Source organism: Pseudomonas fluorescens (genome assembly GCF_902497785.1).
GTDB classification, from domain to species: Bacteria; Pseudomonadota; Gammaproteobacteria; order Pseudomonadales; family Pseudomonadaceae; genus Aquipseudomonas; species Aquipseudomonas fluorescens_BO.
The window spans coordinates 177887-204437 of sequence record NZ_CABVHK010000003.1 but is presented as its reverse complement, the minus strand read 5'-3'; the positions used below and the strand labels follow the sequence as shown (position 1 = coordinate 204437).

27 protein-coding genes are annotated in these 26551 nt (G+C 59.4%); 25 read left to right on the top strand and 2 right to left on the bottom strand.

The features are described 5' to 3' along the window. Window positions 1–43 precede the first annotated feature (43 nt). From secD to F8N62_RS05920, 3 genes are all read left to right on the top strand, one after another. Window positions 44–1912 carry a protein translocase subunit SecD gene (gene secD, locus F8N62_RS05930; protein WP_150710069.1) on the top strand — a complete coding sequence of 623 codons (1869 nt, stop codon included), beginning with the start codon at window positions 44–46 and terminating at the stop codon, window positions 1910–1912. Between the two features lie 9 nt (window positions 1913–1921). Continuing rightward, window positions 1922–2836, top strand: coding sequence for a protein translocase subunit SecF (secF, locus tag F8N62_RS05925; protein ID WP_150710068.1), 915 nt, complete (start codon window positions 1922–1924; stop codon window positions 2834–2836). 120 nt (window positions 2837–2956) lie between these two features. After that, entirely contained in the window at window positions 2957–3505 is a 549-nt protein-coding gene (locus F8N62_RS05920) for a glycine zipper 2TM domain-containing protein (protein WP_150710067.1), read from the top strand. 244 nt (window positions 3506–3749) lie between these two features. Here F8N62_RS05920 and suhB read toward each other — a convergent pair whose 3' ends face one another. Then, a complete protein-coding gene (gene suhB / locus F8N62_RS05915; protein ID WP_008014726.1) occupies window positions 3750–4568 on the bottom strand; it encodes an inositol-phosphate phosphatase in 819 nt (272 codons plus the stop codon). A 146-nt stretch (window positions 4569–4714) separates the two neighbouring features. Here suhB and trmJ point away from each other — a divergent pair, with 146 nt between their 5' ends. From trmJ to F8N62_RS05805, 22 genes are all read left to right on the top strand, one after another. Continuing rightward, window positions 4715–5485, top strand: a complete 771-nt coding sequence (trmJ, locus tag F8N62_RS05910; protein ID WP_150710066.1) for a tRNA (cytosine(32)/uridine(32)-2'-O)-methyltransferase TrmJ — start codon at window positions 4715–4717, stop codon at window positions 5483–5485. 2 nt (window positions 5486–5487) lie between these two features. Next, window positions 5488–6264 (top strand): serine O-acetyltransferase, encoded by a 777-nt coding sequence (gene cysE / locus F8N62_RS05905; protein ID WP_150710065.1) that lies wholly within the window; start codon window positions 5488–5490, stop codon window positions 6262–6264. 264 nt (window positions 6265–6528) lie between these two features. Beyond that, entirely contained in the window at window positions 6529–7020 is a 492-nt protein-coding gene (gene iscR, locus F8N62_RS05900) for a Fe-S cluster assembly transcriptional regulator IscR (protein WP_008042436.1), read from the top strand. Window positions 7021–7070: 50 nt separating this feature from the next. Further along, entirely contained in the window at window positions 7071–8285 is a 1215-nt protein-coding gene (locus tag F8N62_RS05895) for an IscS subfamily cysteine desulfurase (RefSeq protein ID WP_028620149.1), read from the top strand. A gap of 85 nt (window positions 8286–8370) precedes the next feature. Further along, complete coding sequence (gene iscU, locus F8N62_RS05890) at window positions 8371–8757, top strand: Fe-S cluster assembly scaffold IscU (protein ID WP_003443374.1); 387 nt, start codon at window positions 8371–8373, stop codon at window positions 8755–8757. A 28-nt stretch (window positions 8758–8785) separates the two neighbouring features. Continuing rightward, window positions 8786–9109, top strand: coding sequence for an iron-sulfur cluster assembly protein IscA (gene iscA, locus F8N62_RS05885; protein ID WP_123435026.1), 324 nt, complete (start codon window positions 8786–8788; stop codon window positions 9107–9109). Between the two features lie 8 nt (window positions 9110–9117). Then, window positions 9118–9639: a co-chaperone HscB gene (gene hscB / locus F8N62_RS05880; protein WP_150710064.1), complete on the top strand. Its 522-nt coding sequence runs from the start codon at window positions 9118–9120 to the stop codon at window positions 9637–9639. Window positions 9640–9690: 51 nt separating this feature from the next. Next, window positions 9691–11556 (top strand): Fe-S protein assembly chaperone HscA, encoded by a 1866-nt coding sequence (gene hscA, locus F8N62_RS05875; RefSeq protein WP_150710063.1) that lies wholly within the window; start codon window positions 9691–9693, stop codon window positions 11554–11556. Further along, window positions 11556–11897 carry an ISC system 2Fe-2S type ferredoxin gene (fdx, locus tag F8N62_RS05870; protein WP_150710062.1) on the top strand — a complete coding sequence of 114 codons (342 nt, stop codon included), beginning with the start codon at window positions 11556–11558 and terminating at the stop codon, window positions 11895–11897. The genes hscA and fdx overlap by 1 nt, the downstream gene beginning before the upstream one ends. Before the next feature lie 14 nt (window positions 11898–11911). After that, window positions 11912–12112 carry a Fe-S cluster assembly protein IscX gene (iscX, locus tag F8N62_RS05865; protein WP_150710061.1) on the top strand — a complete coding sequence of 67 codons (201 nt, stop codon included), beginning with the start codon at window positions 11912–11914 and terminating at the stop codon, window positions 12110–12112. A 197-nt stretch (window positions 12113–12309) separates the two neighbouring features. Beyond that, on the top strand, window positions 12310–12735 hold the full coding sequence (gene ndk, locus F8N62_RS05860; protein ID WP_007916882.1) for a nucleoside-diphosphate kinase: 426 nt from the start codon (window positions 12310–12312) through the stop codon (window positions 12733–12735). Window positions 12736–12763: 28 nt separating this feature from the next. After that, complete coding sequence (gene rlmN / locus F8N62_RS05855) at window positions 12764–13906, top strand: 23S rRNA (adenine(2503)-C(2))-methyltransferase RlmN (protein ID WP_017340314.1); 1143 nt, start codon at window positions 12764–12766, stop codon at window positions 13904–13906. A gap of 17 nt (window positions 13907–13923) precedes the next feature. Continuing rightward, window positions 13924–14682 (top strand): type IV pilus biogenesis/stability protein PilW, encoded by a 759-nt coding sequence (gene pilW, locus F8N62_RS05850; protein ID WP_150710060.1) that lies wholly within the window; start codon window positions 13924–13926, stop codon window positions 14680–14682. After that, window positions 14682–15710 carry a helix-turn-helix domain-containing protein gene (locus F8N62_RS05845; RefSeq protein ID WP_150710059.1) on the top strand — a complete coding sequence of 343 codons (1029 nt, stop codon included), beginning with the start codon at window positions 14682–14684 and terminating at the stop codon, window positions 15708–15710. The genes pilW and F8N62_RS05845 overlap by 1 nt, the downstream gene beginning before the upstream one ends. Window positions 15711–15713: 3 nt before the next feature. After that, window positions 15714–16823 (top strand): flavodoxin-dependent (E)-4-hydroxy-3-methylbut-2-enyl-diphosphate synthase, encoded by a 1110-nt coding sequence (gene ispG / locus F8N62_RS05840; RefSeq protein ID WP_150710058.1) that lies wholly within the window; start codon window positions 15714–15716, stop codon window positions 16821–16823. A 22-nt stretch (window positions 16824–16845) separates the two neighbouring features. Further along, window positions 16846–18135 (top strand): histidine--tRNA ligase, encoded by a 1290-nt coding sequence (hisS, locus tag F8N62_RS05835; RefSeq protein WP_150710057.1) that lies wholly within the window; start codon window positions 16846–16848, stop codon window positions 18133–18135. A 40-nt stretch (window positions 18136–18175) separates the two neighbouring features. Next, the gene (locus F8N62_RS05830; protein ID WP_150710056.1) at window positions 18176–18817 is read left to right on the top strand and encodes a tetratricopeptide repeat protein; all 642 of its coding nucleotides are present in this window, start codon (window positions 18176–18178) and stop codon (window positions 18815–18817) included. Continuing rightward, a complete protein-coding gene (bamB, locus tag F8N62_RS05825; protein WP_150710055.1) occupies window positions 18810–19961 on the top strand; it encodes an outer membrane protein assembly factor BamB in 1152 nt (383 codons plus the stop codon). The genes F8N62_RS05830 and bamB overlap by 8 nt, the downstream gene beginning before the upstream one ends. A gap of 209 nt (window positions 19962–20170) precedes the next feature. Then, on the top strand, window positions 20171–21640 hold the full coding sequence (gene der / locus F8N62_RS05820; RefSeq protein ID WP_150710054.1) for a ribosome biogenesis GTPase Der: 1470 nt from the start codon (window positions 20171–20173) through the stop codon (window positions 21638–21640). A 248-nt stretch (window positions 21641–21888) separates the two neighbouring features. Next, entirely contained in the window at window positions 21889–23037 is a 1149-nt protein-coding gene (locus F8N62_RS05815) for a pyridoxal phosphate-dependent aminotransferase (protein ID WP_150710053.1), read from the top strand. Then, window positions 23025–23816: an amidohydrolase gene (locus F8N62_RS05810; protein ID WP_150710052.1), complete on the top strand. Its 792-nt coding sequence runs from the start codon at window positions 23025–23027 to the stop codon at window positions 23814–23816. Before F8N62_RS05815 ends, F8N62_RS05810 begins: the two co-directional genes overlap by 13 nt. Window positions 23817–23895: 79 nt before the next feature. After that, the gene (locus tag F8N62_RS05805) at window positions 23896–24288 is read left to right on the top strand and encodes a hypothetical protein (RefSeq protein WP_150710051.1); all 393 of its coding nucleotides are present in this window, start codon (window positions 23896–23898) and stop codon (window positions 24286–24288) included. 143 nt (window positions 24289–24431) lie between these two features. On the opposite strand, the gene leuA is transcribed toward F8N62_RS05805, so the two are convergent. Further along, window positions 24432–26111: a 2-isopropylmalate synthase gene (leuA, locus tag F8N62_RS05800; protein ID WP_150710050.1), complete on the bottom strand. Its 1680-nt coding sequence runs from the start codon at window positions 26109–26111 to the stop codon at window positions 24432–24434. Window positions 26112–26551 lie beyond the last annotated feature (440 nt).

Sequence of the window (26551 nt, the reverse complement as noted above, 5' to 3'; positions counted from 1 at the left end):
GACGGGGCGCGCAAGGCGCCCCGCGTCATAAGCGGGCGGCGTGATGCTGAACAAATACCCTCTGTGGAAATACATTCTGATCCTGGCGGTGCTGGCGGTCGGTCTGATTTATTCCGCTCCCAATTTATATCCTGATGACCCGGCCATTCAGGTCAGCGGCGCAAGCACTGCGCTGCAGGTCAATCAGGCTGATCTGGATCGTGTGAGCGCAGCGCTCAAGGCATCCGGTATCGAAGTCAAGGCTGCCACACTGGCAGAAAGCGGCAAGGGCGGTCTTATCCGTCTGACCAAGGCTAGCGATCAACTGCCGGCCAAGGATGTCGTACGCAAGGCATTGGGTGATGACTACGTCGTTGCACTGAACCTGGCGCAAACCACCCCGCAATGGCTGCGCAACCTGGGCGCGCACCCGATGAAGCTGGGTCTGGACTTGTCCGGTGGTGTGCACTTCCTGCTCGAAGTGGACATGGACAAAGCCCTCGACGCGCGCCTGAAAGTCTACGAAGGCGACGTCAAGAGCCTGTTGCGTAAAGAGAAACTGCGCTATCGCAGCCTGCCGCAACTCGACGGTGCCATTCAGCTGGGTTTCAGTGATGAAGCGTCCCGCGAACAGGCCCGTGCACTGATCCGCAAGAACTTCAGCGATTTCGACATTGTTCCGGCCGACCTCAATGGTCAGGCGGTACTGCGTCTGGCGATGACCCCGGCCAAGCTGGCGGAAATCCGCGAATACTCCATCAAGCAGAACTTGACCACGGTACGTAACCGCGTCAACGAACTGGGTGTTGCCGAACCGATCGTCCAGCGTCAGGGCGCCAACCGCATCGTGGTTGAGCTGCCGGGCGTGCAGGACACCGCCGAAGCCAAGCGTATCCTCGGCAAGACGGCCAACCTTGAGTTCCGTCTGGCCGCTGAGCCGGGCGCTTCGAAAGCGACTTCCGAAACCTTCGAGTTCCGTGAGGGCAATCGTCCTTCGGCGCAAATCGAGCGTGGCCTGATCATCACTGGCGACCAGGTAACCGATGCCAAAGCCGGCTTCGGTGAGCAAGGTACGCCAGAAGTGAACATCCGTCTGGATGGCCACGGTGGCGAGCTGATGAGTCGTGCGACTCGCAGCAACGTCGGTCGCAGCATGGCGGTGATCTTCATCGAGCAACGCCCGGTCACCACTTACGTCAAGCAAATGGTGAACGGCGTCGAGAAAGACGTAGCGGTTCAAACCTTTAAAGAAGAGAAGAAGATCATCAGCCTGGCGACTATCCAGTCGCCGCTGGGTGCTCAATTCCGCATCACTGGCCTGAACGGTCAGGGCGAGTCGTCCGAGCTGGCGCTGCTGTTGCGTGCCGGTGGTCTGGCCGCGCCGATGTACTTCGCTGAAGAGCGCACCATTGGCCCGAGCCTCGGTGCCGACAACATCACCAAAGGTATCGATGCATCGCTGTGGGGCATGTTGTTCGTCTCGCTGTTCATCATTGCCATCTACCGTTTCTTCGGCATCATCGCCACCGTCGCTCTGGCCGTGAACATGGTGCTGCTGCTGGCCTTGATGTCGCTGTTGGGTGCAACGCTGACCCTGCCGGGTATCGCCGGTATCGTCCTGACCATGGGTATGGCGGTCGACGCCAACGTACTGATCTTCTCGCGGATTCGTGAAGAGATCGCGGCGGGCATGACCATCCAGCGAGCAATCAACGAAGGCTTCGGCCGGGCATTCACCGCGATCCTCGACGCCAACCTGACAACACTGTTGGTCGGCGGGATTCTCTTTGCGATGGGCACCGGCCCGGTCAAAGGTTTCGCAGTGACCATGTCCCTCGGGATCTTTACCTCGATGTTCACGGCCATCATGGTGACCCGCGCGATGGTCAACCTGATCTTCGGCGGTCGTGACTTCAAGAAGTTGTGGATTTAAGGGGCTGCCATGTTACGTACAATCAACTTCATGGGCGTTCGCAACGTTGCGTTCGGCGTCACATTGTTCCTTACGGTGCTGGCCTTGTTCAGCGTCGCCACCAAGGGCATGAACTGGGGCCTGGACTTCACCGGCGGTACGCTCATCGAGCTGACCTACGAGCGTCCGGCCGATGTCACCAAGGTGCGTGAGCAGCTGGCCACTTCGGGTTATCACGAGGCAATCGTGCAGAGCTTCGGTGCAACCACCGATTTGCTGGTGCGCATGCCGGGTGAAGACCCGCAGTTGGGCCAGCAGGTGGCAGAAGCGCTGCTGAAGGTCGGCGGCGACAACCCGGCGACGGTCAAGCGCGTCGAGTTTGTCGGCCCGCAGGTCGGTGAAGAACTGCGCGACCAGGGCGGCCTCGGCATGCTGATGGCGCTGGGCGGCATCCTGATCTACCTGGCGTTCCGCTTTCAGTGGAAGTTTGCGGTTGGCGCGATCGTTTCGCTGATCCACGACGTGATCGTGACCATCGGCATCCTGTCGTTCTTCCAGATCACCTTCGACCTGACGGTGCTGGCGGCGGTATTGGCGATCATCGGTTATTCGCTCAACGACACCATCGTGGTATTTGACCGGGTTCGTGAGAACTTCCGGGTGCTGCGCAAGGCCAGCCTGATCGAGAACATCAACATCTCGACCACGCAAACCCTGTTGCGGACCATGGCGACGTCGATCTCCACGTTGCTGGCGATTGCGGCGCTGCTGTTCTTCGGTGGCGATAACCTGTTCGGCTTCTCCATTGCCCTGTTTATCGGTGTTCTGGCGGGTACTTATTCGTCGATCTACATCGCCAACGTGGTGCTGATCTGGCTGAACCTGAGCTCCGAAGACCTGATTCCTCCTGTGTCCACTGACAAGGAAGTCGACGACCGTCCATAACGGCTATCGATCCTCCTGCTGGCTGCCAAAAAAGGCGCGAGTTGAACTCGCGCCTTTTTTTATGCTCCAAGGCTGGGAGAAGCGCGGGCATGTCCCGCATGTGATGGTCAGGAGGTTCATGTGAACAAGTCGTTGCTGGTTGGTGCGGTATTGGGTGCTGTCGGTGTGACTGCCGGGGGTGCTGTTGCCACCTACAGCCTGGTTAAAAGCGGCCCTGAGTATGCGCAAGTGCTAGCCGTTGAACCGGTCAAGACACAAATCAAAACGCCACGTGAAGTGTGCAAGGATGTCGCAGTGACCCGGCAGGCGCCGGTCAAAGATCAACACCAGATCCTCGGCACCGCCATTGGTGCGGTAGCAGGTGGTTTGCTGGGTAACCAGGTGGGCGGCGGCACCGGCAAGAAAATTGCCACCGTTGCCGGTGCGGTCGGCGGCGGTTACGCCGGCAACAAGGTTCAGGAAGGTATGCAGAACCGCGACACCTACACCACGACGCAGACTCGCTGTAATACGGTGAATGACATCAGCGACAAGGTTGTAGGGTACGACGTTCGTTATTCGCTGGATGGCAAGGAAGGCAAAGTGCGGATGGACCGTGATCCGGGCAACCAGATTCCGGTGGATAAGGAAGGCAAGTTGGTCCTGTCGCAGAATGAGCCGGCCAAGTAAGTCGCTCAGGTTTGAAAAGAAGCACCCTTCGGGGTGCTTTTTTTGTGCCTGAATTTTATGTCTCATCACCCATCCCTGTGGGAGCGGGCTTGCCCGCGATGGCGGTGTCTCAGGTTGCATCAATATCGACCGACAAATTGCAATCGCGGGCAAGCCCGCTCCCACAGGGATCTGGGGTGTTCTCGAAATCAAATTCCAGGCATAAAAAAAGCACCCCGAAGGGTGCTTTTTTGTGGCCGCTCGCTTAGCGTTTCAGCGAGGCCGGCAGGTGCGGCTGGATCGCCGTCAGTACTGCCTTGAAGCACTTGGTGTTACCGGCAACGATATGGCCTTTCTCAAGGAAGTCGTGACCGCCGGTGAAGTCGCTCACCAGACCGCCGGCTTCCTGGATCAACAGGGCGCCTGCCGCCATGTCCCACTCGGACAGGCCCGACTCCCAGAACGCGTCGAAACGGCCGGCAGCCACGTAAGCCAGGTCCAGGCTCGCGGAGCCAGCGCGGCGGATGCCGGCGGTCTGGCCAACCAGAGCGCGGAACATGCCCAGGTAGTTGTCGAGGTTGTCCATCTGGTCGTCACGGAACGGGAAGCCGGTACCCAGCAGGGCGCCGTCCAGGCTGGTGCGGCCGCTGACGCGCAGGCGACGACCGTTCAGTTGAGCGCCGCGACCACGGCTGGCGGTGAATTCTTCCTGGCGAACCGGGTCCAGAACCACAGCGTGTTCCAGGCGACCACGGTATTTGCAGGCGATGCTGACAGCGAAGTGAGGAATGCCGCGCAGGAAGTTGGTGGTGCCGTCCAGCGGATCGATGATCCACAGGTACTCTTCGCCTTCGATCCCGGTGCCGGCGTGCATGCCGGTTTCTTCACCCATGATCGAGTGGTTCGGGTAGGCCTTGCGCAGCGCGTCGATGATTTTCTGTTCAGCGGCGCGATCCACCTCGGATACGTAATCCTTGGCGTCTTTTTCGTCGACCTTGATGGTATCCAGGCGCTCGATGGAGCGGAAGATCAATTCACTGGCGCTGCGGGCGGCGCGCAGCGCGATATTCAGCATGGGCTGCATGGATGTGTCACCTAAGGTTGTTAAAGAAAGCCGGGCATTCTATCAGAAAGTTTCTACAGGAGAAGGTCGACGTTCGCTTTCATAGCTTAACGGTAGGATGCTCTGTAAGATTCTGCTCCCCAATCCAGTGTTCGAGAGCGCCTCCCTTGCTGCATAACATTCGTGTCGTCCTGGTCAATACCAGTCATCCCGGCAATATCGGTGGGGCTGCGCGTGCCATGAAGAACATGGGCCTGTCGCGGCTGGTACTGGTCGAACCGCGGTTGTTCCCGCATCACGAGGCCGATGCCCGTGCTTCCGGTGCCGGTGACATCCTTGAAAACGCGCAAGTCGTCGCCACGTTGGAAGATGCCTTGGTCGGCTGCAATCTGGTGCTGGGCACCAGCGCCCGTGACCGGCGGATTCCCTGGCCGCTGCTCGATCCCCGCGAGTGCGGCACTAAAGTGGTCGAGGAAGCGGCATCGGGCGCCGAGATTGCCTTGGTATTTGGCCGTGAAGATTCCGGCCTGACCAATGAAGAGCTGCAGCGATGTCATTATCACGTGCACATCCCCTCAGACCCCGAGTTCAGTTCGCTGAACCTCGGGGCAGCGGTGCAGGTGTTGAGCTATGAAGTGCGCATGTCCTGGCTCGCGGCCCAAGGCCAGCCGAGCAAGGTCGAGAAGGATGAAGTGGCGTCCACCAAAAGCGGTGAGCTGGCGACCATGGACGAATTGGAGCGATTCTATGAACACCTGGAGCAGACCCTGGTGGCCATCGAATTCCTCGATCCGGAAAAACCACGGCACTTGATGGCGCGCCTGCGCCGGTTGTACGGACGAAGCTCGGTCAGCCGGGCGGAAATGAATATATTGCGTGGCATCCTCACGGAAACCCAGAAAGCGGCCCGTGGCGAGCTTCTAAAGCGGAAGGATTAATGATGTTCGAGCGTTTGCGTGAAGATATCCAGAGTGTTTTCCATCGTGACCCGGCGGCGCGTAACGCTTTTGAAGTCCTGACGTGCTACCCCGGCATGCACGCCATCTGGATCCATCGTCTGTCGGCGGCCCTGTGGCGCGCCGAGCTGAAATGGCTGGCGCGGCTGGTGTCGAACTTCGGTCGCTGGTTGACCGGGATCGAGATCCATCCGGGTGCCAAGGTGGGGCGGCGCTTCTTTATTGACCATGGCATGGGCATTGTCATTGGCGAAACCGCTGAAATCGGTAACGACGTGACCCTTTATCAAGGCGTGACGCTCGGCGGCACCAGCTGGAACAAAGGCAAGCGTCACCCGACGCTGGAAGACGGTGTTGTGGTGGGGGCGGGCGCCAAGGTGTTGGGGCCGTTTACTGTGGGCGCCGGGGCCAAGGTCGGTTCCAATGCGGTGGTGACCAAGGCTGTTCCGGCCGGGGCGACCGTCGTCGGAATTCCTGGGCGGATCATCGTCAAATCCGATGAAGAGCAGGACGCCAAGCGCAAGGCGATGGCCGAGAAAATCGGTTTTGATGCCTACGGTGTCGGGGAAGATATGCCGGACCCGGTGGCGCGCGCGATCAACCAGCTGCTTGATCACTTGCAGGCGGTTGATGGGCGTCTGGAGGGGATGTGCGGGGCGTTGAAGGATCTGGGCAGTAATTACTGTGCGAAAGATTTGCCTGAGCTGCGCGAAGAAGACTTCGCCTGTGTGAAGGACAAGGATCAGAGTCAGGCCAGCTAGACCTCGTCGACTTCAATCGCGGGCAAGCCCGCTCCCACAGGTATTTGCGTTTGCCTTCAATGGCAGGCTTGACGCAAGTCCTGTGGGAGCGGGCTTGCCCGCGATGAACGATAACGAGGTACTGCTGGCTGTAAACGCCCGGCCTTTGTTATGATGCGGCCGCTCTTTTGCGGGTAAACCTGACTAAAGTACTAGGTCTTATAGTTGACTTAAATACTCGGGAATTGCATACTCGCCCCATTCCGAACTCCGTGGTAATTGTCCATGCGACTGACTACAAAAGGCCGATACGCCGTGACCGCCATGCTCGATCTGGCGTTGCACGCGCAGCACGGGCCGGTGTCCCTGGCCGATATCTCCGAGCGCCAAGGCATCTCCCTGTCCTACCTCGAACAGCTCTTCGCCAAATTGCGCCGCAGCAATCTGGTGTCCAGTGTCCGTGGTCCGGGCGGCGGCTACCAGTTGTCCCGCGACATGCAGGGCATCCAGGTCGCCCAGGTGATCGATGCGGTAAACGAATCGGTCGATGCCACCAAATGCCAGGGCCAGGGGGATTGCCATCAAGGCGACACCTGTCTGACTCACCACTTGTGGTGCGACCTGAGCCTGCAGATCCACGAATTTCTGAGCGGTATCAGCTTGGCTGACCTTGTCACTCGCCGTGAGGTACAAGAAGTAGCCCAGCGTCAGGACCAGCGTCGTTGCAACAGCAAGACGCCGCGCCTGGACAAGATTGAAGCGTCCGCCGTCGAATGACAGCCATAGAGCTAGCGGCGCGCCAGCCAGCCTGATTTAGGAGATAGTCCATGAAATTGCCGATTTACCTTGATTACTCTGCGACCACCCCGGTTGATCCGCGTGTCGCGCAAAAGATGAGTGAATGCCTGCTGGTCGACGGAAACTTCGGTAACCCGGCGTCCCGTTCCCACGTGTTTGGCTGGAAAGCCGAAGAGTCCGTCGAAAACGCCCGTCGCCAGGTCGCTGACCTGGTCAACGCCGACCCGCGTGAAATCGTCTGGACCTCCGGTGCCACCGAATCCGACAACCTGGCAATCAAGGGTGCGGCGCATTTCTATGCGACCAAGGGCAAACACCTGATCACCACCAAGATTGAGCACAAGGCTGTCCTCGACACCATGCGCCAACTGGAACGTGAAGGCTTCGAAGTGACCTACCTCGAGCCCCGCACCGATGGTCTGGTTACGCCTGAAATGATCGAAGCCGCGCTGCGTGATGACACCATCCTGGTCTCGGTCATGCACGTGAACAACGAAATCGGCACCATCAACGATATCGAAGCCATCGGCGAACTGTGCCGCTCCAAAGGCATCCTGTTCCACGTTGACGCGGCTCAGTCCACTGGCAAGGTCGAGATCGACCTGCAGAAGCTGAAAGTCGACATGATGTCGTTCTCCGCCCACAAAACCTACGGCCCTAAAGGCATTGGCGCGCTGTACGTGAGCCGCAAGCCGCGTGTGCGCATCGAAGCGACCATGCATGGCGGCGGTCATGAGCGCGGCATGCGTTCCGGCACTCTGGCGACTCACCAGATCGTCGGCATGGGTGAAGCCTTCCGCGTGGCCAAGGAAGACATGGCTGCCGAGAACGTCCGGATCAAAGCCCTGAGCGACCGCTTCTTCAAGCAGGTCGAAGACCTGGAAGAGCTGTACGTCAACGGCAGCATGACCGCCCGCGTTCCGCACAACCTGAACCTGAGCTTCAACTACGTTGAAGGCGAGTCGCTGATCATGGCGCTCAAGGATCTGGCGGTTTCGTCCGGTTCGGCCTGCACCTCGGCTTCGCTGGAACCTTCGTACGTATTGCGCGCCCTGGGCCGTAACGACGAACTGGCGCACAGCTCGATCCGCTTCACCTTCGGCCGCTTCACCACCGAAGAAGAAATCGACTACGCCGCGCAGAAAGTCTGCGAGGCCGTTACCAAGCTGCGCACCTTGTCGCCGCTGTGGGACATGTACAAAGACGGTGTCGACATTTCGAAAATCGAGTGGGCGGCACACTGATTACAAGTCGCCGCGAACCGGCCCTGTCGAACCACGGTTCCCAGGGCTTAAAGAGCGACTCTCTGATGAGTGAGGATTAAGAATCATGGCTTACAGCGAAAAGGTCATCGACCACTACGAAAACCCGCGTAACGTCGGCAAGATGGACGCGGAAGATCCTGATGTCGGCACCGGCATGGTCGGCGCCCCGGCGTGCGGCGACGTGATGCGTCTGCAAATCAAGGTCAACGAGCAAGGCATCATCGAAGACGCCAAGTTCAAGACCTACGGTTGCGGTTCGGCGATCGCCTCCAGCTCCCTGGCGACCGAGTGGATGAAAGGCAAGACTCTGGATGAAGCAGAGACCATCAAGAACACTCAGCTGGCCGAAGAACTGGCCCTGCCGCCAGTGAAAATTCACTGCTCCGTACTCGCTGAAGACGCTATCAAGGCGGCCGTTCGCGACTACAAGCAGAAGAAAGGCTTGATCTAAGCATTGGGCGACGAGTAAGGAGTCAACGATGGCTATCAGCATGACAGAAGCGGCTGCTCGACACGTGCGACGCTCCCTTGACGGGCGCGGCAAAGGTGAGGGGATTCGTCTGGGTGTTCGCACCACGGGCTGTTCCGGCCTTGCCTACGTGCTGGAGTTTGTCGACGAGGTGGTTGAAGAGGATCAGGTGTTCGAAAGTCACGGCGAGAAAGTGATCATCGACCCGAAGAGCCTGTCCTACCTGGACGGCACCGAGCTCGATTTCGTCAAGGAAGGGTTGAACGAAGGCTTCAAGTTCAACAACCCCAACGTGCGCGGTGAATGTGGCTGCGGCGAAAGCTTCAACATCTGAGGCTTCTTGTGGGTACTCCTTGTCATTTCGCTTTATTTGAGCTGCAACCGAGATTCAATCTGGACCTCGACCAGCTGGCTACGCGCTACCGTGAGTTGGCGCGCAGTGTTCATCCGGACCGGTTTGCAGACGCTTCCGAGCGCGAGCAACGGTTGGCGCTAGAGCAATCCGCGAGCCTCAACGAGGCCTACCAGACGCTCAAAAGTCCCCCCAAACGCGCGCGATACCTGCTCGCCATGGGCGGTCGCGAGCTGCCGCTGGAGGTCACGGTGCATGATCCGGAGTTTCTTCTGCAGCAAATGGAGCTGCGTGAAGAGCTCGAAGACCTGCAGGACAGTGCCGATCTGGCCGGTGTTGCGGTGTTCAAGCGTCGCTTGAAAACGGCGCAGGATGAACTGAACCAAAGCTTCGCAGCCTGTTGGGATGACGCAGCGCAACGCGAGCAGGCCGAACGCCTGATGCGCCGCATGCAGTTTCTCGACAAGCTCACCTACGAAGTGCGCCAGTTAGAAGAGCGCCTCGACGATTAACCCAGTGCCGCTCCGGTCGCACGCCTGATATACAGATAAGTCCTGATAACGATGGCCCTACTGCAGATCGCCGAACCCGGCCAAAGTCCTCAACCGCACCAGCGTCGTCTGGCTGTGGGGATCGACTTGGGCACTACCAATTCGCTGGTCGCTGCGTTGCGCAGTGGTCTTTCCGAGCCTCTGGCCGACGCTGACGGGCAGGTCATCCTGCCGTCTGCCGTGCGTTATCACGCCGATCACGTCGAAGTCGGCGAATCGGCCAGGCTGGCGGCCGCGAGCGATCCTTTGAACACCGTGCTGTCGGTCAAGCGCTTGATGGGTCGGGGTCTGTCCGACGTCAAGCAATTGGGCGATCAACTGCCGTACCGCTTTGTCGGTGGTGAGTCGCACATGCCGTTCATCGACACCATCCAGGGGCCGAAAAGCCCGGTCGAAGTCTCCGCCGATATCCTCAAAGTCCTGCGTCAGCGTGCTGAAGCGGCATTGGGTGGTGAGTTGGTGGGCGCAGTGATCACCGTTCCGGCCTATTTCGACGACGCTCAGCGTCAAGCCACCAAGGATGCGGCCAAGCTGGCCGGTCTGAATGTGCTGCGTTTGCTCAATGAGCCGACCGCCGCTGCCGTCGCTTACGGTCTGGATCAGCATGCTGAAGGCCTGGTCGCGATTTATGACTTGGGCGGCGGTACCTTCGATATTTCGATTCTGCGTCTGACCGGCGGTGTGTTCGAAGTGCTGGCCACCGGTGGCGATAGCGCGCTGGGCGGCGACGATTTCGACCATGCAATCGCTGGCTGGATCATCGAGAGCGCCGGTTTGTCCGCCGACCTCGATCCGGGCGCGCAACGCCATCTGCTGCAAACCGCCTGTGCGGCCAAAGAAGCCCTGACCAATGCCGAGACTGTCGAGGTCGCCTATGGCGATTGGAAAGCGCAACTGACTCGCGAAGCCTTCAATGCGCTGATCGAGCCGATGGTTGCTCGCAGTCTCAAGGCCTGCCGTCGAGCCGTGCGTGATTCCGCCATCGAGCTGGAAGAAGTCCACGCGGTGGTGATGGTGGGTGGCTCGACGCGTGTCCCTCGCGTTCGTGAAGCCGTCGCTGAAGCCTTCGGTCGCCAACCGTTGACCGAAATCGATCCGGATCAAGTGGTGGCCATCGGTGCCGCGATCCAGGCCGATACCCTCGCAGGCAACAAGCGCGATGGCGATGAACTGCTGCTGCTGGACGTGATTCCGTTGTCCTTGGGCCTGGAAACCATGGGCGGCCTGATGGAGAAGGTGATTCCGCGCAACACCACCATTCCCGTTGCCCGTGCCCAAGACTTCACCACCTACAAAGATGGCCAGTCGGCCATGGCCATCCACGTGTTGCAGGGTGAGCGCGAGCTGATCAGCGACTGCCGCTCGCTGGCGCGCTTCGAATTGCGCGGCATTCCGGCGATGGTCGCCGGTGCGGCGAAGATTCGCGTGACCTTCCAGGTCGATGCCGACGGTCTGCTCAGTGTGGCTGCGCGTGAACTCGGCTCAGGTGTTGAAGCCAGCATTCAGGTCAAGCCGTCCTACGGCCTGACCGACGGCGAAATTGCCAAAATGCTCAAGGATTCGTTCCAGCACGCCAACGACGACAAAGTCGCCCGTGTGTTGCGTGAGCAGCAGGTCGATGCCCAGCGCCTGATCGAAGCGGTGCAAGCTGCTCTGGAGGCCGATGGTGAGCGTTTGCTCGACGCCGAAGAGCGCATGGTCATCGATCTGCAACTGCAGGAACTGAGCGAACTGATGAAAGGTACCGATGGTTACGCCATCGAGCAGCAGACCAAGCGTCTGTCGCAAGTGACCGATGCCTTTGCTGCCCGCCGTCTGGATTCGACGGTGAAAGCCGCGCTGGCGGGGCGCAACCTGAATGAAATCGAGGATAACTGATGCCGCAGGTCATTTTTCTGCCACACGATAAGTTTTGTCCGGACGGCATGGTTGTGGAAGCTGAGCCCGGTACGTCGATTCTCGATCTGGCCCATGAGCACCACATCGAGATGGAAAATGCCTGTGGTGGCGTCTGCGCCTGTACCACTTGTCACTGCATCGTTCGCGAAGGCTTTGATTCGCTGGAAGAAGCCGACGAACTGGAAGAAGATTTTCTTGATCGGGCCTGGGGGCTGGAAGCGCAGTCGCGCCTGGCCTGTCAGGCGATCGTCGGGACTGAAGACCTGACTGTCGAAATTCCGAAATACTCGCTCAACCATGCGGCTGAAGCGCCGCACTGATTCCGGGAAACGACATGAGTCTGAAATGGGTTGATGTGCTGGAAATCGCGATCCAGCTGGCCGAATCGAAGCCGGATGTTGATCCGCGTTATGTAAACTTCGTCGAACTGTCGCGTTGGGTGCAGGCATTGCCGGAGTTTAGCGACGATCCGAATCGCGGTGGCGAAAAGGTGCTTGAAGCCATTCAGGCTGCCTGGATCGAAGAAGCAGAGTAGGAGCTGACGAGCGAAGCGAGGCTGCGATCTTTTCCAATTCTCCACTTGAATCTCAAGCGCAAGAGCGAGATCAAAGGATCGCAGCCTTCGGCAGCTCCTACAGAGGCCGCGACCGTATGCAGTTAGGCAATACCCAAGAACCCGCGTATAATTCGCGGGTTTAATTTTTCACAAATTACCGTTTCTGGAGTTACACCATGGCTGTTCAACGTACTTTCTCCATCATCAAGCCTGACGCTGTTGCAAAAAACGTCATCGGCGAGATCACCACTCGTTTCGAAAAAGCAGGCCTGCGCGTTGTAGCTTCGAAACTGAAGCAACTGTCCAAAGCTGAAGCTGAAGGCTTCTACGCTGAGCACAGCGCTCGTGGTTTCTTCGGCGACCTGGTTGCTTTCATGATCTCCGGTCCGGTTGTCGTTCAGGTTCTGGAAGGCGAAAACGCTATCGCTCTGAACCGTGAGCTGATGGGCGCTACCAACCCTAAAGAAGCTGCTGCCGGCACTATCCGTGCTGACTTCGCTGATTCCATCGACGCCAACGCTGTACACGGTTCGGACTCCGAAGCCGCTGCTGCTCGCGAAATCTCGTACTTCTTCGCAGCTACTGAAGTAACCACTCGCTAAGCATTGGCTTATGAGTGAAGGTGAATCCATGACTACATCGACTGTAAAAACCAACCTGCTGGGTCTGACTCAACAGGAAATGGAAAAATTCTTCGACTCGATCGGGGAGAAGCGTTTCCGTGCCGGTCAGGTAATGAAATGGATTCACCACCTTGGCGTCGATGATTTCGACGCCATGACGAACGTCAGCAAGGCTTTGCGCGACAAGCTCAAGGCTATTGCTGAAGTTCGCGGTCCTGAAGTTGTCAGCGAGGACATTTCCACCGACGGCACCCGTAAGTGGGTGGTGCGCGTGGCGTCCGGCAGTTGCGTCGAGACTGTCTACATTCCCCAAGGCAAACGCGGCACGTTGTGCGTTTCGTCCCAGGCAGGCTGTGCCCTGGATTGCAGTTTCTGCTCCACCGGCAAGCAAGGTTTCAACAGCAACCTCACCGCCGCCGAAGTCATCGGCCAGGTGTGGATTGCCAACAAATCGTTCGGCAGCATCCCGGCGACCGCCGACCGTGCCATCACCAACGTGGTGATGATGGGCATGGGCGAGCCGCTGCTGAACTTCGACAACGTCGTGGCGGCCATGCATTTGATGATGGACGACCTGGGTTACGGCATTTCCAAGCGCCGTGTGACCCTGTCGACCTCCGGCGTGGTGCCGATGATCGATGAGCTGTCCAAGCACATCGACGTTTCCCTGGCGTTGTCCCTGCACGCACCGAACGACGCATTGCGTAACCAATTGGTGCCGATCAACAAGAAATATCCGCTTAAGATGCTGCTCGAGTCGTGCCAGCGCTACATGTCGTCCCTGGGCGAAAAGCGCGTGCTGACCATCGAGTACACCTTGCTCAAGGACATCAACGACAAGGTTGAGCATGCCGTCGAGATGATCGAGTTGCTCAAGAACATCCCGTGCAAGATCAACCTGATTCCGTTCAACCCGTTCCCGCATTCCGGTTACGAGCGTCCGAGTAACAACGCGATTCGCCGTTTCCAGGATCAGCTTCACCATGCAGGTTTCAATGTCACCGTGCGCACCACCCGCGGTGAAGACATCGATGCCGCGTGTGGCCAATTGGTAGGGCAGGTGCTGGATCGCACCCGTCGCAGCGAACGTTATATTGCCGTGCGCGAGTTGAGCGCCGACAGCGATATGGCGCAAAACGCCGCGAAATAAACCGAGAGAGGATCTCTATGTCCCTGCGCTTCGCGCTGCTTGTGCTGTTGGCCAGTCTTTGTACTGGCTGCGTTCTGTCGGGCGATTTCAACCCGATGAAGACCAGCAAGGGCCGCGACGAAGCGCGTGTTGCCTACGTGCAACTGGGCTTGGGCTACTTGCAGCAGGGCATGACCGAACGCGCCAAAGTCCCGCTGAAAAAAGCCCTGGAGCTGGACAGTTCCGACCCTGATGCCAATGCCGCGCTGGGGTTGGTGTTCCAGGCCGAGATGGAGCCGGAGCTGGCAGACGAACATTTCCGCAAGGCGCTGTCCTCCCGTTCCGGCGATGCACGCATCCTGAACAACTACGGCAGTTTTCTTTACGAGCAAAAACGTTACAAAGAGGCCTACGAGCGCTTTGAACAGGCCGCTGCCGATACCCTGTATCCTGAGCGTTCCCGGGTGTTCGAGAACCTGGGCATGACCGCTTCGAAGCTGGGCCAGGGTGATCTGGCCCGTCAGCAACTGGAAAAAGCCCTGCGGTTGAATCGTCAACAACCGCGTGCGTTGCTGGAAATGGCTGAGTTGTCTTACGAAGACAGGCATTATGTGCCCGCGCGTGACTATTACGACCGTTTTAGCCTGCTCACCGAGCAAAATGCACGTAGTCTATTGCTCGGCGTCCGGCTGGCAAAAGTGTTTGAAGACCGTGACAAGGCCGCCAGTTTTGGCCTGCAATTAAAACGACTCTATCCCGGTACGCCGGAATATCAGCAATACCTGTCGGAGCAATGATGAAAGCGGCGCATCCCGAAGTTGTAGCAGCGAATCGCGTTAACCCCGGTGAGACTCTGCGCCAGGCCCGCGAAAGCAATGGCTGGTCGCTGGCCGAAGTGGCCCTCAAGCTCAACCTCACCGTCAATTCCCTGAGCAATCTGGAAGCTGGCGCATTCGACAAGTTGCCTGGGCACACCTTTGCCCGCGGTTACATTCGCGCGTACGCCAAGTTGCTCGGCATGGACCAGACCGTTCTGGTTCAGCAGTTCGACCAATCCACCGGCACCGATTCCCAAGGCAGCAGTGTCCACAGCCTGGGTCGTATCGAAGAGCCGGTTCGGGTTTCCCACACTATTTTGCGCATCGTCAGCCTGCTGTTGCTGCTGGCGGTGATCGGCGGTGGTTTTATCTGGTGGCAGGATCAGACGTCCTTGCGCACCAAAGACCAGGTGAGCCTGAGCCCGGAACACGTTGAAGTCGAAGGCGCCGACGGGACCACGCAGATCCATCCGCTGGACGAGCCGGAAGACCAGGCCGTCGCGGAAGGTCAGACCGAGGGCGCGACTGCGCTCGCGCTACCGCAAGCCGATACCCCGGATGAAGCGCCGGCTGAGGCTGAAGTGACCGCGCCGGCTGCACCGACTCCAACCCCGGCCGCACCGGCCCACAGCGCCGCTCCGGTTGTCGCGACGCCGGCCACGCCCGCTCCGGCTGCCCCGACTGCCCCGGTTGTGTCGACACCGCCTGCATCCGCGTCCGTGACCCCGACCATTCCTCCTCCAGCAGCGGCTACTCCGGCTGCCGGCCCGGGGCAGGTTCAACTGCAATTCACCGCCGATTGCTGGACGCAAGTGACCGATGGCTCCGGCAAGGTGCTGCTGAGCGGTCTCAAGCGCAAGGGCGAAAATGTTTCCGTCAGCGGCAAACCGCCTTTTACCGTGCGTCTGGGCTTTGCCCGTGGCGCGCAGGTCAGCTACAACGGGCAGGTGGTTGATGTCGCTCCGTTCACCAGTGGCGAGACTGCTCGCCTGAAGTTGGGTCAATAAGTCATGCACGGCGAATCTCCAATCAAGCGTCGCGAATCCCGGAAAATCTGGGTCGGTAACGTACCTGTTGGCGGCGATGCGCCCATCGCTGTGCAAAGCATGACCAACAGCGACACCAATGACGTCGCCGCCACTGTGGCCCAGATCAATCGTCTGGAAGCCGCTGGCGTCGATATCGTGCGTATTTCCGTGCCAGACATGGACGCCGCCGAAGCCTTCGGCAAAATCAAGAAACTGGTCAAAGTGCCTTTGGTGGCCGACATCCATTTCGACTACAGGATCGCGCTGCGCGTAGCCGAGCTGGGCGTGGATTGCCTGCGCATCAACCCGGGCAACATCGGTCGTGAAGATCGTGTGCGGGCGGTGGTCGATGCCGCCCGTGATCGCGGGATTCCGATCCGCATCGGCGTCAACGCCGGTTCCCTGGAAAAAGACCTGCAAAAGAAATACGGCGAGCCGACCCCGGCCGCGCTGGTCGAATCTGCCCTGCGCCACGTCGAACACCTTGAGCGCCTGAACTTCCAGGACTTCAAGGTCAGCGTAAAAGCCTCCGACGTGTTCATGGCCGTCGCCGCTTACCGCTTGCTGGCCAAGGAAATCGTCCAGCCGCTGCACTTGGGTATTACCGAGGCCGGTGGTTTGCGTTCAGGCACAGTGAAATCCGCCGTGGGCCTCGGTATGCTGCTCGCCGAAGGGATTGGCGATACTATCCGCATCTCCTTGGCGGCTGACCCGGTCGAGGAAGTGAAAGTCGGCTACGACATTCTCAAATCCCTGCACTTGCGTTCCCGTGGCATCAACTTCATCGCCTGCCCGAGCTGCTCGCGGCAGAACTTCGATGTGGTCAAAACCATGAACGAACTGGAAGGGCGCCTCGAAGACCTGTTGGTGCCGCTGGATGTCGCGGTCATCGGTTGCGTGGTCAACGGGCCGGGCGAAGCCAAGGAAGCCCATATCGGCTTGACCGGCGGCACGCCAAACCTGATTTACATCGACGGCAAGCCGTCGCAGAAACTGACGAATGACAATCTGGTGGATGAGCTTGAACGCTTGATCCGCCAGAAAGCGGCCGAAAAGGTCGAAGCCGACGCGGCTGTAATCGCCCGCGGCTGATCGAACGAATTAAGGAATTTTTGTGAGCAAGTCTCTGCAAGCCATTCGTGGCATGAACGACATCCTGCCCGAACAGACTCCCCTGTGGCGTCATTTCGAGGGCACCGTTTCGCGTCTGCTGGATAACTACGGTTACAAGCAGATCCGCATGCCGATCGTCGAGTTCACCGAGCTGTTCAAGCGCTCCATCGGCGAAGTGACCGACATCGTCGAAAAAGAGATGTACACCTTCGACGACCGCAACGGCGATTCGCTGACCCTGCGCCCTGAAGGCACGGCGGCCTGCGTGCGTGCCGTCCTCGAGCACGGCATCACCGGCGGCGGTCAAGTGCAGAAGCTGTGGTACATCGGCCCGATGTTCCGCCACGAACGTCCGCAGAAAGGCCGTTATCGCCAGTTCCACCAGATCGGTGTCGAGGTGTTCAACCTCGACGGCCCGGACATCGATGCCGAGCTGATCGTGCTGACCTGGCGCCTGTGGGGCGAGCTGGGCATCCGCGATGCGGTCAAGCTCGAACTCAACAGCCTGGGCACCAGCGAATCCCGTGGTCGTTACCGTGAAGCACTGGTCGAGTTCCTGTCCGCTCACCTGGACAAACTGGACGAAGACAGCCAGCGCCGCCTGAAGACCAACCCGCTACGGGTTCTGGACACCAAGAACGCCGACACGCAAGCGATCCTGGTCGATGCGCCGAAAATGGCCGACTACCTCGACGACGAGTCCCGCGTGCACTTCGAGGGCCTCAAGGCTCGCCTCGACGCCGCCGGTATTCCCTACGTGATCAACCCGAAGCTGGTGCGCGGGCTGGATTACTACAGCAAGACCGTTTTCGAATGGGTCACCGACAAGTTGGGCGCTCAAGGCACCGTGTGTGCCGGCGGTCGTTACGACGGTCTGGTGGAACAAATGGGCGGTAAACCGACCACCGGCGTTGGTTTCGCCATGGGCATCGAGCGCCTGGTGCTGCTGCTGGAAACCCTGGAGCAGATCCCGCAAGAGATTTCCCGTCAGGTCGACGTCTATCTCTGCGCATTCGGCGAGGCTGCCGAACTGGCTGCCCTGACGTTGAGCGAGAAAGTCCGCGATCAATTGCCCAACCTGCGCCTGCAAGTGAATGCCGGCGCCGGCAGCTTCAAAAGCCAGTTCAAGAAGGCCGACAAGAGCGGTGCGCTGTATGCACTGATCCTCGGTGACGACGAAATGGCCCAGCAAGTGGTAGGTTTCAAACCCCTGCGTGGCCAGGGCGAACAACAAAGCATTGCCTGGGATGCGCTTGCTGCACACCTGGCCACCTGCGTCGTGCAGGGTTGAAGCTGTCAAACAGCCGAATTAGCGATTAAGGAGTATTGGGGTGTCGAGTACCGAAGACGAACAGCTGGCGGATTTTAAGGACTGGTGGACACGCAACGGCAAGCCCCTGGTCACTGGCGGCCTGTTGGCGCTGGTCATCGTGTTCGGCTGGCAGGCCTATCACAAGTATCAGAGCAATCAGGCGCAAGGCGCTTCGATCCTCTATCAGCAATTGCTCGAAACCACGCTGACGCCTGACGGCAAGCCTGATGCGGCGCGTGTTTCGGACCTGGCCGGCAAGCTCAACAGCGAATTCGGCGGTAGCGCCTACGCGCAGTACGGCAGCCTGTTCGTGGCGAAAGTGGCGGTCGACAGCGGCAAGCTGGACGACGCAGCCAATGAACTGAAAGCCATCTTCGCCAAACCGGCCAACCCGGCGTTGGGCGAAATCGCCCGTCAGCGCATGGCGCAGGTACTGGCGGCGCAGAACAAGGCCGATGAAGCCCTGAAACTGCTCGAAGGCGATGCTGACAAAGCATTCCTGGCCACTCGCGAAGAACTCAAGGGCGACCTGCTGGTGCAACTGGGTCGTACTGACGAAGCGAACGCTGCGTATCAAAAAGCCAAGGCGGCACTGTCGGATGAAGCGGCGGTCGGTGGCCTACAAATCAAGCTGGACGACCTGGCCAAAGGGGATGCGTGACGTGATCCGTTGGAAACATGCAGCATTGCTGGCTCTGGCCGTATTGGCCGCGGGTTGCAGCAGCAACAGCAAGAAAGAATTGCCGCCGGCCGAGCTGACTGACTTCAAAGAAGAAGTCGTTCTGCAAAAGCAGTGGAGTCGTTCGATCGGTGACGGTCAGGGCGAAACCTACAACATGCTGGTCCCGGCGATCGATGGCGATACCATTTATGCCGCCGACGTCACTGGCGTGGTGATGGCGATGGATCGCAGCAATGGCGACGTCAAATGGAAGCAAGACCTCGAACTGCCTGTGTCCGGCGCCGTTGGCGTGGGTTACGGTCTGCTCGTGATCGGCACGACCAAAGGCGAAATCGTTGCGATGGACGCCAGCAACGGTGAAGAAAAATGGCGCGCTCGCGTGTCCAGCGAAGTCCTCGCGCCGCCGGCCAACAACGGCGACGTGGTGGTGGTTCAGACTCAGGATGACCGTCTGATCGGTCTGGATGCCGCCACCGGCAACCAGCGCTGGTTGTATGACAGCACGCCTGCGCTCCTGACCCTGCGCGGCACCAGCGCACCGATCGTCACCAACCGCCTCGCGGTAGCTGGCCTGTCGACCGGTAAAGTGGTTGCTCTCGATATCTCCAACGGCGTGCCGGTGTGGGAACAACGAGTCGCGATCCCGCAAGGTCGTTCGGAGCTGGAGCGGGTTGTCGACATCGACGGCGGCTTGCTGCTGTCCGGCGGTACGCTGTACGTCGCCAGCTATCAGGGTCGCGTGGCGGCACTGGACCTGGAAAGCGGTCGTCAGCTCTGGCAGCGTGATGCTTCCAGTTACGCCGGCGTTGCCCAGGGTTTCGGCAGCGTCTACGTCAGCCTGTCTTCGGGCACCGTTGAAGGCGTTGACGAACGTACCACCACCGCTTTGTGGAGCAACGACTCGCTGGCTCGCCGTCAATTGTCGGCTCCGGAAGTGTTCTCCAGTTATGTTGCAGTCGGCGACATGGAAGGCTACCTGCACCTGCTGAGTCAGGTGGACGGTCGTTTCGTCGGCCGCGAACGCATCGACAGCGACGGCCTGCGCGCCCGTCCGCTGGTGGTGGGTGACACGATTTATCTGTATGGCAACAGCGGCAAACTGGAAGCCCTGTCCATCAAGTAACGACTATGCTTGGGGTTTAACCCCCAAGCGGCTTCTGTAGGAGCGAGCTTGCTCGCGATGGGCGACAACGATTACGTTTGCTGTCTGAATAAACGCGGTGCCATTGCGTTTTTCGCGAGCAAGCTCGCTCCTACAGTCAATGCCCCGAGCACCAGCCGCTGCCTCGCAGCGGCTTTTGTATTTTCTGAAATAACGAAGTGGAGAGCCGCATGGTTCCCGTAATCGCCCTGGTGGGCCGACCGAACGTCGGCAAGTCCACCTTGTTCAACCGCCTGACCAGGACTCGCGACGCCATCGTCGGCGACTTGTCCGGTCTGACCCGTGATCGCCAATACGGTGAGGCCAAGTGGCAAGGGCGTTCCTACATTCTGGTCGACACCGGCGGTATCTCCGGTGACGAGCACGGTATGGACGAAAAAATGGCCGAGCAGTCGCTGCTAGCCATTGAAGAAGCTGATGTCGTTCTGTTCCTGGTAGATGCCAAGGCCGGTTTCACCGCCGCCGACCAGATGATCGCCGAGCATTTGCGCAAACGTAACAAGCGTTCCTACGTGGTTGCCAACAAGGTCGACAACATCGACCCTGAAATGGCCCGCGCCGAATTCGCCCCATTGGGTATGGGCCACGCGATCCCGATCGCGGGTGCTCATGGTCGTGGCATCACCCAGATGCTGGAAATTGCGCTCAGCACTTTCCCGAAAGACGAAGAAGAATCTGAAGACGGCGAAGAAGAGATCGTTGCTGAAGGCGAGGAAGCCAAGCGCATTCCCGGCCCAAGCGAAAAAGACGGGATCAAGATCGCAATCATCGGCCGCCCGAACGTCGGCAAGTCGACCCTGGTCAACCGCATGCTCGGTGAAGACCGCGTAATCGTGTATGACGAGCCGGGCACCACCCGCGACAGTATCTACATCCCGTTCGAGCGTAACGACGAGAAGTACACGCTGATCGACACCGCCGGTGTGCGCAAGCGCGGCAAGATCCACGAAGAAGTCGAAAAATTCTCCGTGGTCAAAACCCTGCAAGCGATCAAAGACGCCAACGTGGTGATCTTCGTGATGGACGCCCGCGAGGGCGTGGTGGACCACGACCTCAACCTGCTGGGCTTTGCCATTGAGTCGGGTCGTGCGCTGGTCATCGCGATCAACAAATGGGATGGCATGACCCCGAGCGAGCGCGACTTCGTGAAGGTCGAGCTGCAACGTCGGCTGTTCTTCGTCGACTACGCCGACATCCACTTCATCTCGGCACTGCACGGCACTGGCGTGGGCAACCTCTACGCTTCCGTGCAGAACTCGTTCAAGTCCGCGGTCACCCGCTGGCCGACCAACCGCCTGACCCAGATTCTGGAAGACGCGGTCGGCGAGCACGCGCCACCGATGGTCAACAACCGCCGGATCAAGCTGCGCTACGCCCACTTGGGTGGTGCGAACCCGCCGATCATCGTGATTCACGGTAACCAGATCGAGAAGGTGCCGAAGTCTTACGTGCGTTACCTGGAAAACACTTATCGCCGTGTCTTGAAACTGGTCGGTACGCCGATCCGCATCGAGTTCAAGGGTGGCGAGAACCCGTACGAAGGTAACAAGAACTCGCTCACCGACCGTCAGGTCAACAAGAAGCGCCGCATGATGTCGCACCACAAAAAGGCCGACAAAAAGCGCCGCGACAAGCGCTGATGCAGTTGGCCATTCCCGCGCTTGCGTGGCGGATGGCCGACAGCTTTTGTAGGAGCTGGCGAAGCCTGCGATCTTTTGACTTTGCTTAAAAGGCAAGAGCACAAGATCGCAGCCTGCGGCAGCTCCTACAGGGCTCAACCAAAAAATGGGTGCTCGTTTGGGCGCCCTTTTTTTATGCCCGCCGTTTGGGCTATCCTCGGGCTCTCCCGCGCCGCCGTTAGAGCCGGGTGTAGAGCAGGGAATCACCGATGATCACCAGTAAGCTGCCGAATGTCGGCATCACTATCTTCACGCAGATGTCTCAGCTCGCGGCGCAAACCGGGGCGATCAACCTGTCCCAGGGTTTTCCCGACTTCGATGCCCCGCAGGCCTTGTGCGATGCGGTGGGTCGACACATTGCCAACGGCCACAACCAATATTCGCCGATGACGGGCCTGCCGGCATTGCGTCAGCAAGTGGCGGCGAAGATCGCGCGCAGCTACGGCATCAATGTCGATGCCGACAATGAAGTGACCATCACCCCCGGCGCCACCCAGGCGATCTTTTGCGCTATTCAGGCGGTTATCCACAGCGGCGACGAAGTGATCGTTTTCGATCCGTGCTACGACAGTTATGAACCGGCCACCGAGCTGGCTGGCGGTCGCTGCGTGCATGTGCAGCTTGGGCTGGATAATTTCTCCATCGACTTCGAGAAGCTGGCCGCGGCGATTACGCCACGCACGCGGATGATTGTGCTGAACACGCCGCACAACCCGAGTGGCGCACTGATCAGCCGTCCCGAACTGGATCAGTTGGCCGATTTGATTCGTGATCGCGACATCTACCTGATCAGCGATGAAGTCTACGAACACCTGGTGTTCGACGGCGTACCTCACGTCAGTGTGCTCAATCATCAAGAGCTGTATCAACGCGCCTTCGTGGTCAGCTCCTTTGGCAAGACCTATCACGTCACCGGCTGGAAAACCGGCTATGTGGTCGCACCGCCGGCCCTTACGGCGGAGTTGCGCAAGGTTCACCAGTACGTCAGTTTCTGCGGGGTGACGCCGCTGCAATACGCCTTGGCCGACTTCATGGCCGAGCATCCCGAGCACGTTGAAGAGTTGCCGGATTTTTATCAGAAGAAGCGTGATCTGTTCTGCGATTTGCTGACGCCGTCGCGCTTCAGCTTTACCCGCGTGACCGGCACCTATTTCCAGTTGGTTGATTATTCGCAGATTCGCCCGGACCTCAACGACGTCGAAATGGCGTTGTGGATGACCCGCGAACACGGCGTGGCGAGCATTCCGATCTCGGTGTTCTACCAGGCCCCGCCCGAAGGCCAGCGTCTGGTGCGTCTGTGTTTTGCCAAGCGTGAGGAGACCCTGCGTGAAGCAGCGGAAAAACTATGCGTGATTTGAGTGCGTTGCCAAACCTGAACGTCGCGCTGATCCAGACCAGCCTGGCCTGGCACGACCGTCAGGCCAATCTGGAGCATTTCGAGCCACTGTTGGAGCATGCGCGTGGTGCAGACCTGATCATCCTGCCGGAGATGTTCACCACCGGTTTCTCCATGGAGTCCGAAACCCTCGCCGAGGCGGAAAACGGTCCCACCAGCAAGTGGCTGCGCGCCCAGGCGGCGAAAATGGACGCCGTGATCACTGGCAGCGTCATTGTTCAGGCCGCTGATGGCAGTCATCGCAATCGTCTGTTGTGGGCGCGTCCAGACGGCGAGGTCTGGCATTACGACAAACGCCACTTGTTCCGCATGGCTGGCGAGCACAATCACTACACTCCCGGCGAGCGCCAGGTGCAGTTCGAGCTCAAAGGCTGGCGCGTGCGTCCGCTGATTTGTTACGACCTGCGTTTCCCTGTGTGGAGCCGCGATGCCCAGGACACCGATCTGTTGCTGTACACCGCCAACTGGCCGGGCGCACGGCGCCAGCACTGGAACCGTCTGCTGCCGGCACGGGCGATTGAAAACCTGTGTTATGTGGCGGCGGTGAATCGCATCGGCACTGACGGTAAAGGCTTTGCGTACACCGGTGACAGCCAGGTCCTGGATTTTCAGGGTGAGACATTGCTCAGCGCCGGTGAGGCGGACGGGGTGTTTCAGGTGGTGCTCAATGCGGCCGACCTCCAGGCTTATCGCACGCGTTTTCCGGCGAATCTGGATGCGGACACGTTTGAGTTCACCTGATCGGCGAATGCTGGCCGGTTGATGGCTACAGATTTTTTTGCGCTGGCCGATAGAAAGGTCAGCCAAGGAGGAGTGATCCATGATCAACATGAACACCATCACCGTTAACTCATACGCCGTGTCCTCGCCGAATGTCGCGACCGGTCAGCCTGACGAGCGCAAGCTCGTTCCGGTCGTTGACCAGACTGACGAGAATGGCAAGCTGCACGTCGACAGTGCCGGGGCAAGGATCGATTCCGTCGACACCTCTGGTGATCCGATCGCGGCGTTGAAAAAGCAGATCGAAGAAGCGCAGAAGTTGCTGGCCGCGCAGCAGGCTCAACTGGCCAATGCACAGAAGCGCCAGGACGATGAGCAGAAGGCGCAGCAGGTGATGGAAATCCAGAGCCAGATCGCCGCGACCAGCAGCAACTTGCAGGTGCTGCAAGCGGCGTTGTTGCAGGCGATGTTCAGTGTTGATACTCATGCCTGACATCAACGGCTAGAAAGATCGCAGCCTTCGGCAGCTCCCACATTGGAGTGCGATTCCTGTAGGAGCTGCCGAAGGCTGCGATCATTCCGACAAAAAAGGCCCCAAGGTTCGCACCTTGGGGCCTTTTGCATTTCGGCAGTGGCTTACGCCGCTTTCGCTTCCGGCTGGCTCAGCGAGCGGTTCAGCGCGCTGAACAGGGCCTTGAAGCTGGCGGTGGTGATGTTTTCGTCAATACCGACGCCGTGCACCGCACGCTCACCGTTCACCCGCAGTTCGATGTAGGCCGCCGCCTTGGCGTTGGTGCCCGCGCCGATCGCGTGTTCGTTGTAGTCCATGATTTCCACCGGAATCGGCAGACCGGCCACCAGCGCTTCCAGTGCGCCGTTGCCCTTGCCGCGCCAGTGCAGGTTGTTTTCGCCCTGGCCTTTGCCCGAGACTTCCACTTCCACAGCGCTGCTACCGTTTTCTTCCTGCAGGCGGTGGCTGACCAGCGCGTACGGGGTGTTGGCCTGCAAGTACTCGCTGTGCAGCAACGCGTGGATCTGCTGCGCGGTCATCTCGAGGCCGAGGCGATCGGTTTCACGCTGCACCACCTGACTGAACTCGATCTGCATGCGGCGCGGCAAGCTGATGCCGTATTCCTGTTCCAGCAAGTAAGCGATACCGCCCTTGCCCGACTGGCTGTTGACGCGGATCACCGCCTCATAGCTGCGACCGATGTCGGCCGGGTCGATCGGCAAATAAGGCACTTCCCACAGGGTGTTCGGTTTCTGCTGGGCGAAGCCCTTGCGAATGGCGTCCTGGTGCGAGCCAGAGAACGCGGTGTGAACCAGGTCACCGACGTAGGGGTGGCGCGGGTGCACCTGGATCTGGTTGCACTCTTCGACGACCTTGCGCACGCCGTCGATGTCGGAAAAGTCCAGCTCAGGGTGAATGCCCTGGGTATAGAGGTTCAGTGCCACGGTCACCAGATCGACGTTACCGGTACGCTCGCCATTGCCGAACAGGCAACCTTCGACACGGTCCGCGCCGGCCATCAGGCCCAGTTCGGTGGCGGCTACGCCGGTGCCGCGGTCGTTGTGGGTGTGCAGGCTGATGATCACGCTGTCGCGACGGTTGATGTGACGGCCGAACCACTCGATCTGGTCGGCATAGATGTTCGGGGTCGCGCACTCGACCGTGGCCGGCAGGTTGAGGATCATCTTGTGCTCAGGCGTCGGGTTCCAGACGTCGATCACTGCGTCGCAGACTTCCTTGGCGAACTCCAGTTCGGTGGCGCTGAAGGTTTCCGGCGAGTACTCGAAGGTCCACTCGGTGTCCGGTTGCTGGGCGGCGTATTTGACGAACAGCTTGGCCGCGCTCACGGCAATTTCCTTGATCCCGTCCTTGTCCTGGTTGAAGACAATGCGGCGGAAGGAGGGGGAGGTCGCGTTATACAGGTGAACGATGGCTTTCTTCGCCCCGCGCAAGGATTCGAAGGTGCGCTCGATCAAGTCTTCACGGCCCTGGGTCAGCACCTGAATGGTGGTGTCGTCCGGGATGTGGCCGCCTTCGATCAAGGTGCGCACGAAGTCGAAGTCGGTTTGCGAAGCGGCCGGGAACGAGGCTTCGATTTCTTTCACGCCGACCTGCACCAGGGTTTTCCAGAAGCGCAGCTTCTTCACCGCGTCCATCGGCTCGATCAGCGACTGGTTGCCGTCGCGCAAGTCGGAGCTGCACCAGATCGGCGCGGCGGTGATGGTCTTCGACGGCCAGGTGCGGTCCGGAATGTCGATGGTCGGGAACGCGCGGTATTTCGAAGACGGGTCTTTGAGCATGCTCATCGGGAAATCCTTATTGTGTGGGCCGAAAAAAGGCGGCCTGCCGGTGGATCAAATGTTCTTGGGAAAAGCGTGGGGCGAGGCACCGCGATTCAGCCCGGCAGTCGTGCGCTGACAAGGCACAGGCTGCGGTGCTGGCGAAGCTGAATGAGGGTGTGAGAGGTTTTCATGCCTTCAACCCTAACCGCGAGGGTGAAGGATGGCAAGCAGTGGAAAATAATTGAGAGGAGTTCTGCTTTTGGAGGGTTTGGCGAGATTTAATCGCGTCGGTTTGCCCATGAGGCATTAATGATTGCGGTGATAGTTAATCGTCGGCAATTGAAGGTGGGTGGTGATGCGGCTATCGCTTTCGCGAGCAGGCTCGCTCCCACAGGGGATCTGTGACACGCCGCAAATCCAGTGTGGGAGCGAGCCTGCTCGCGAAGAGGCCAAATGCCTCAGCA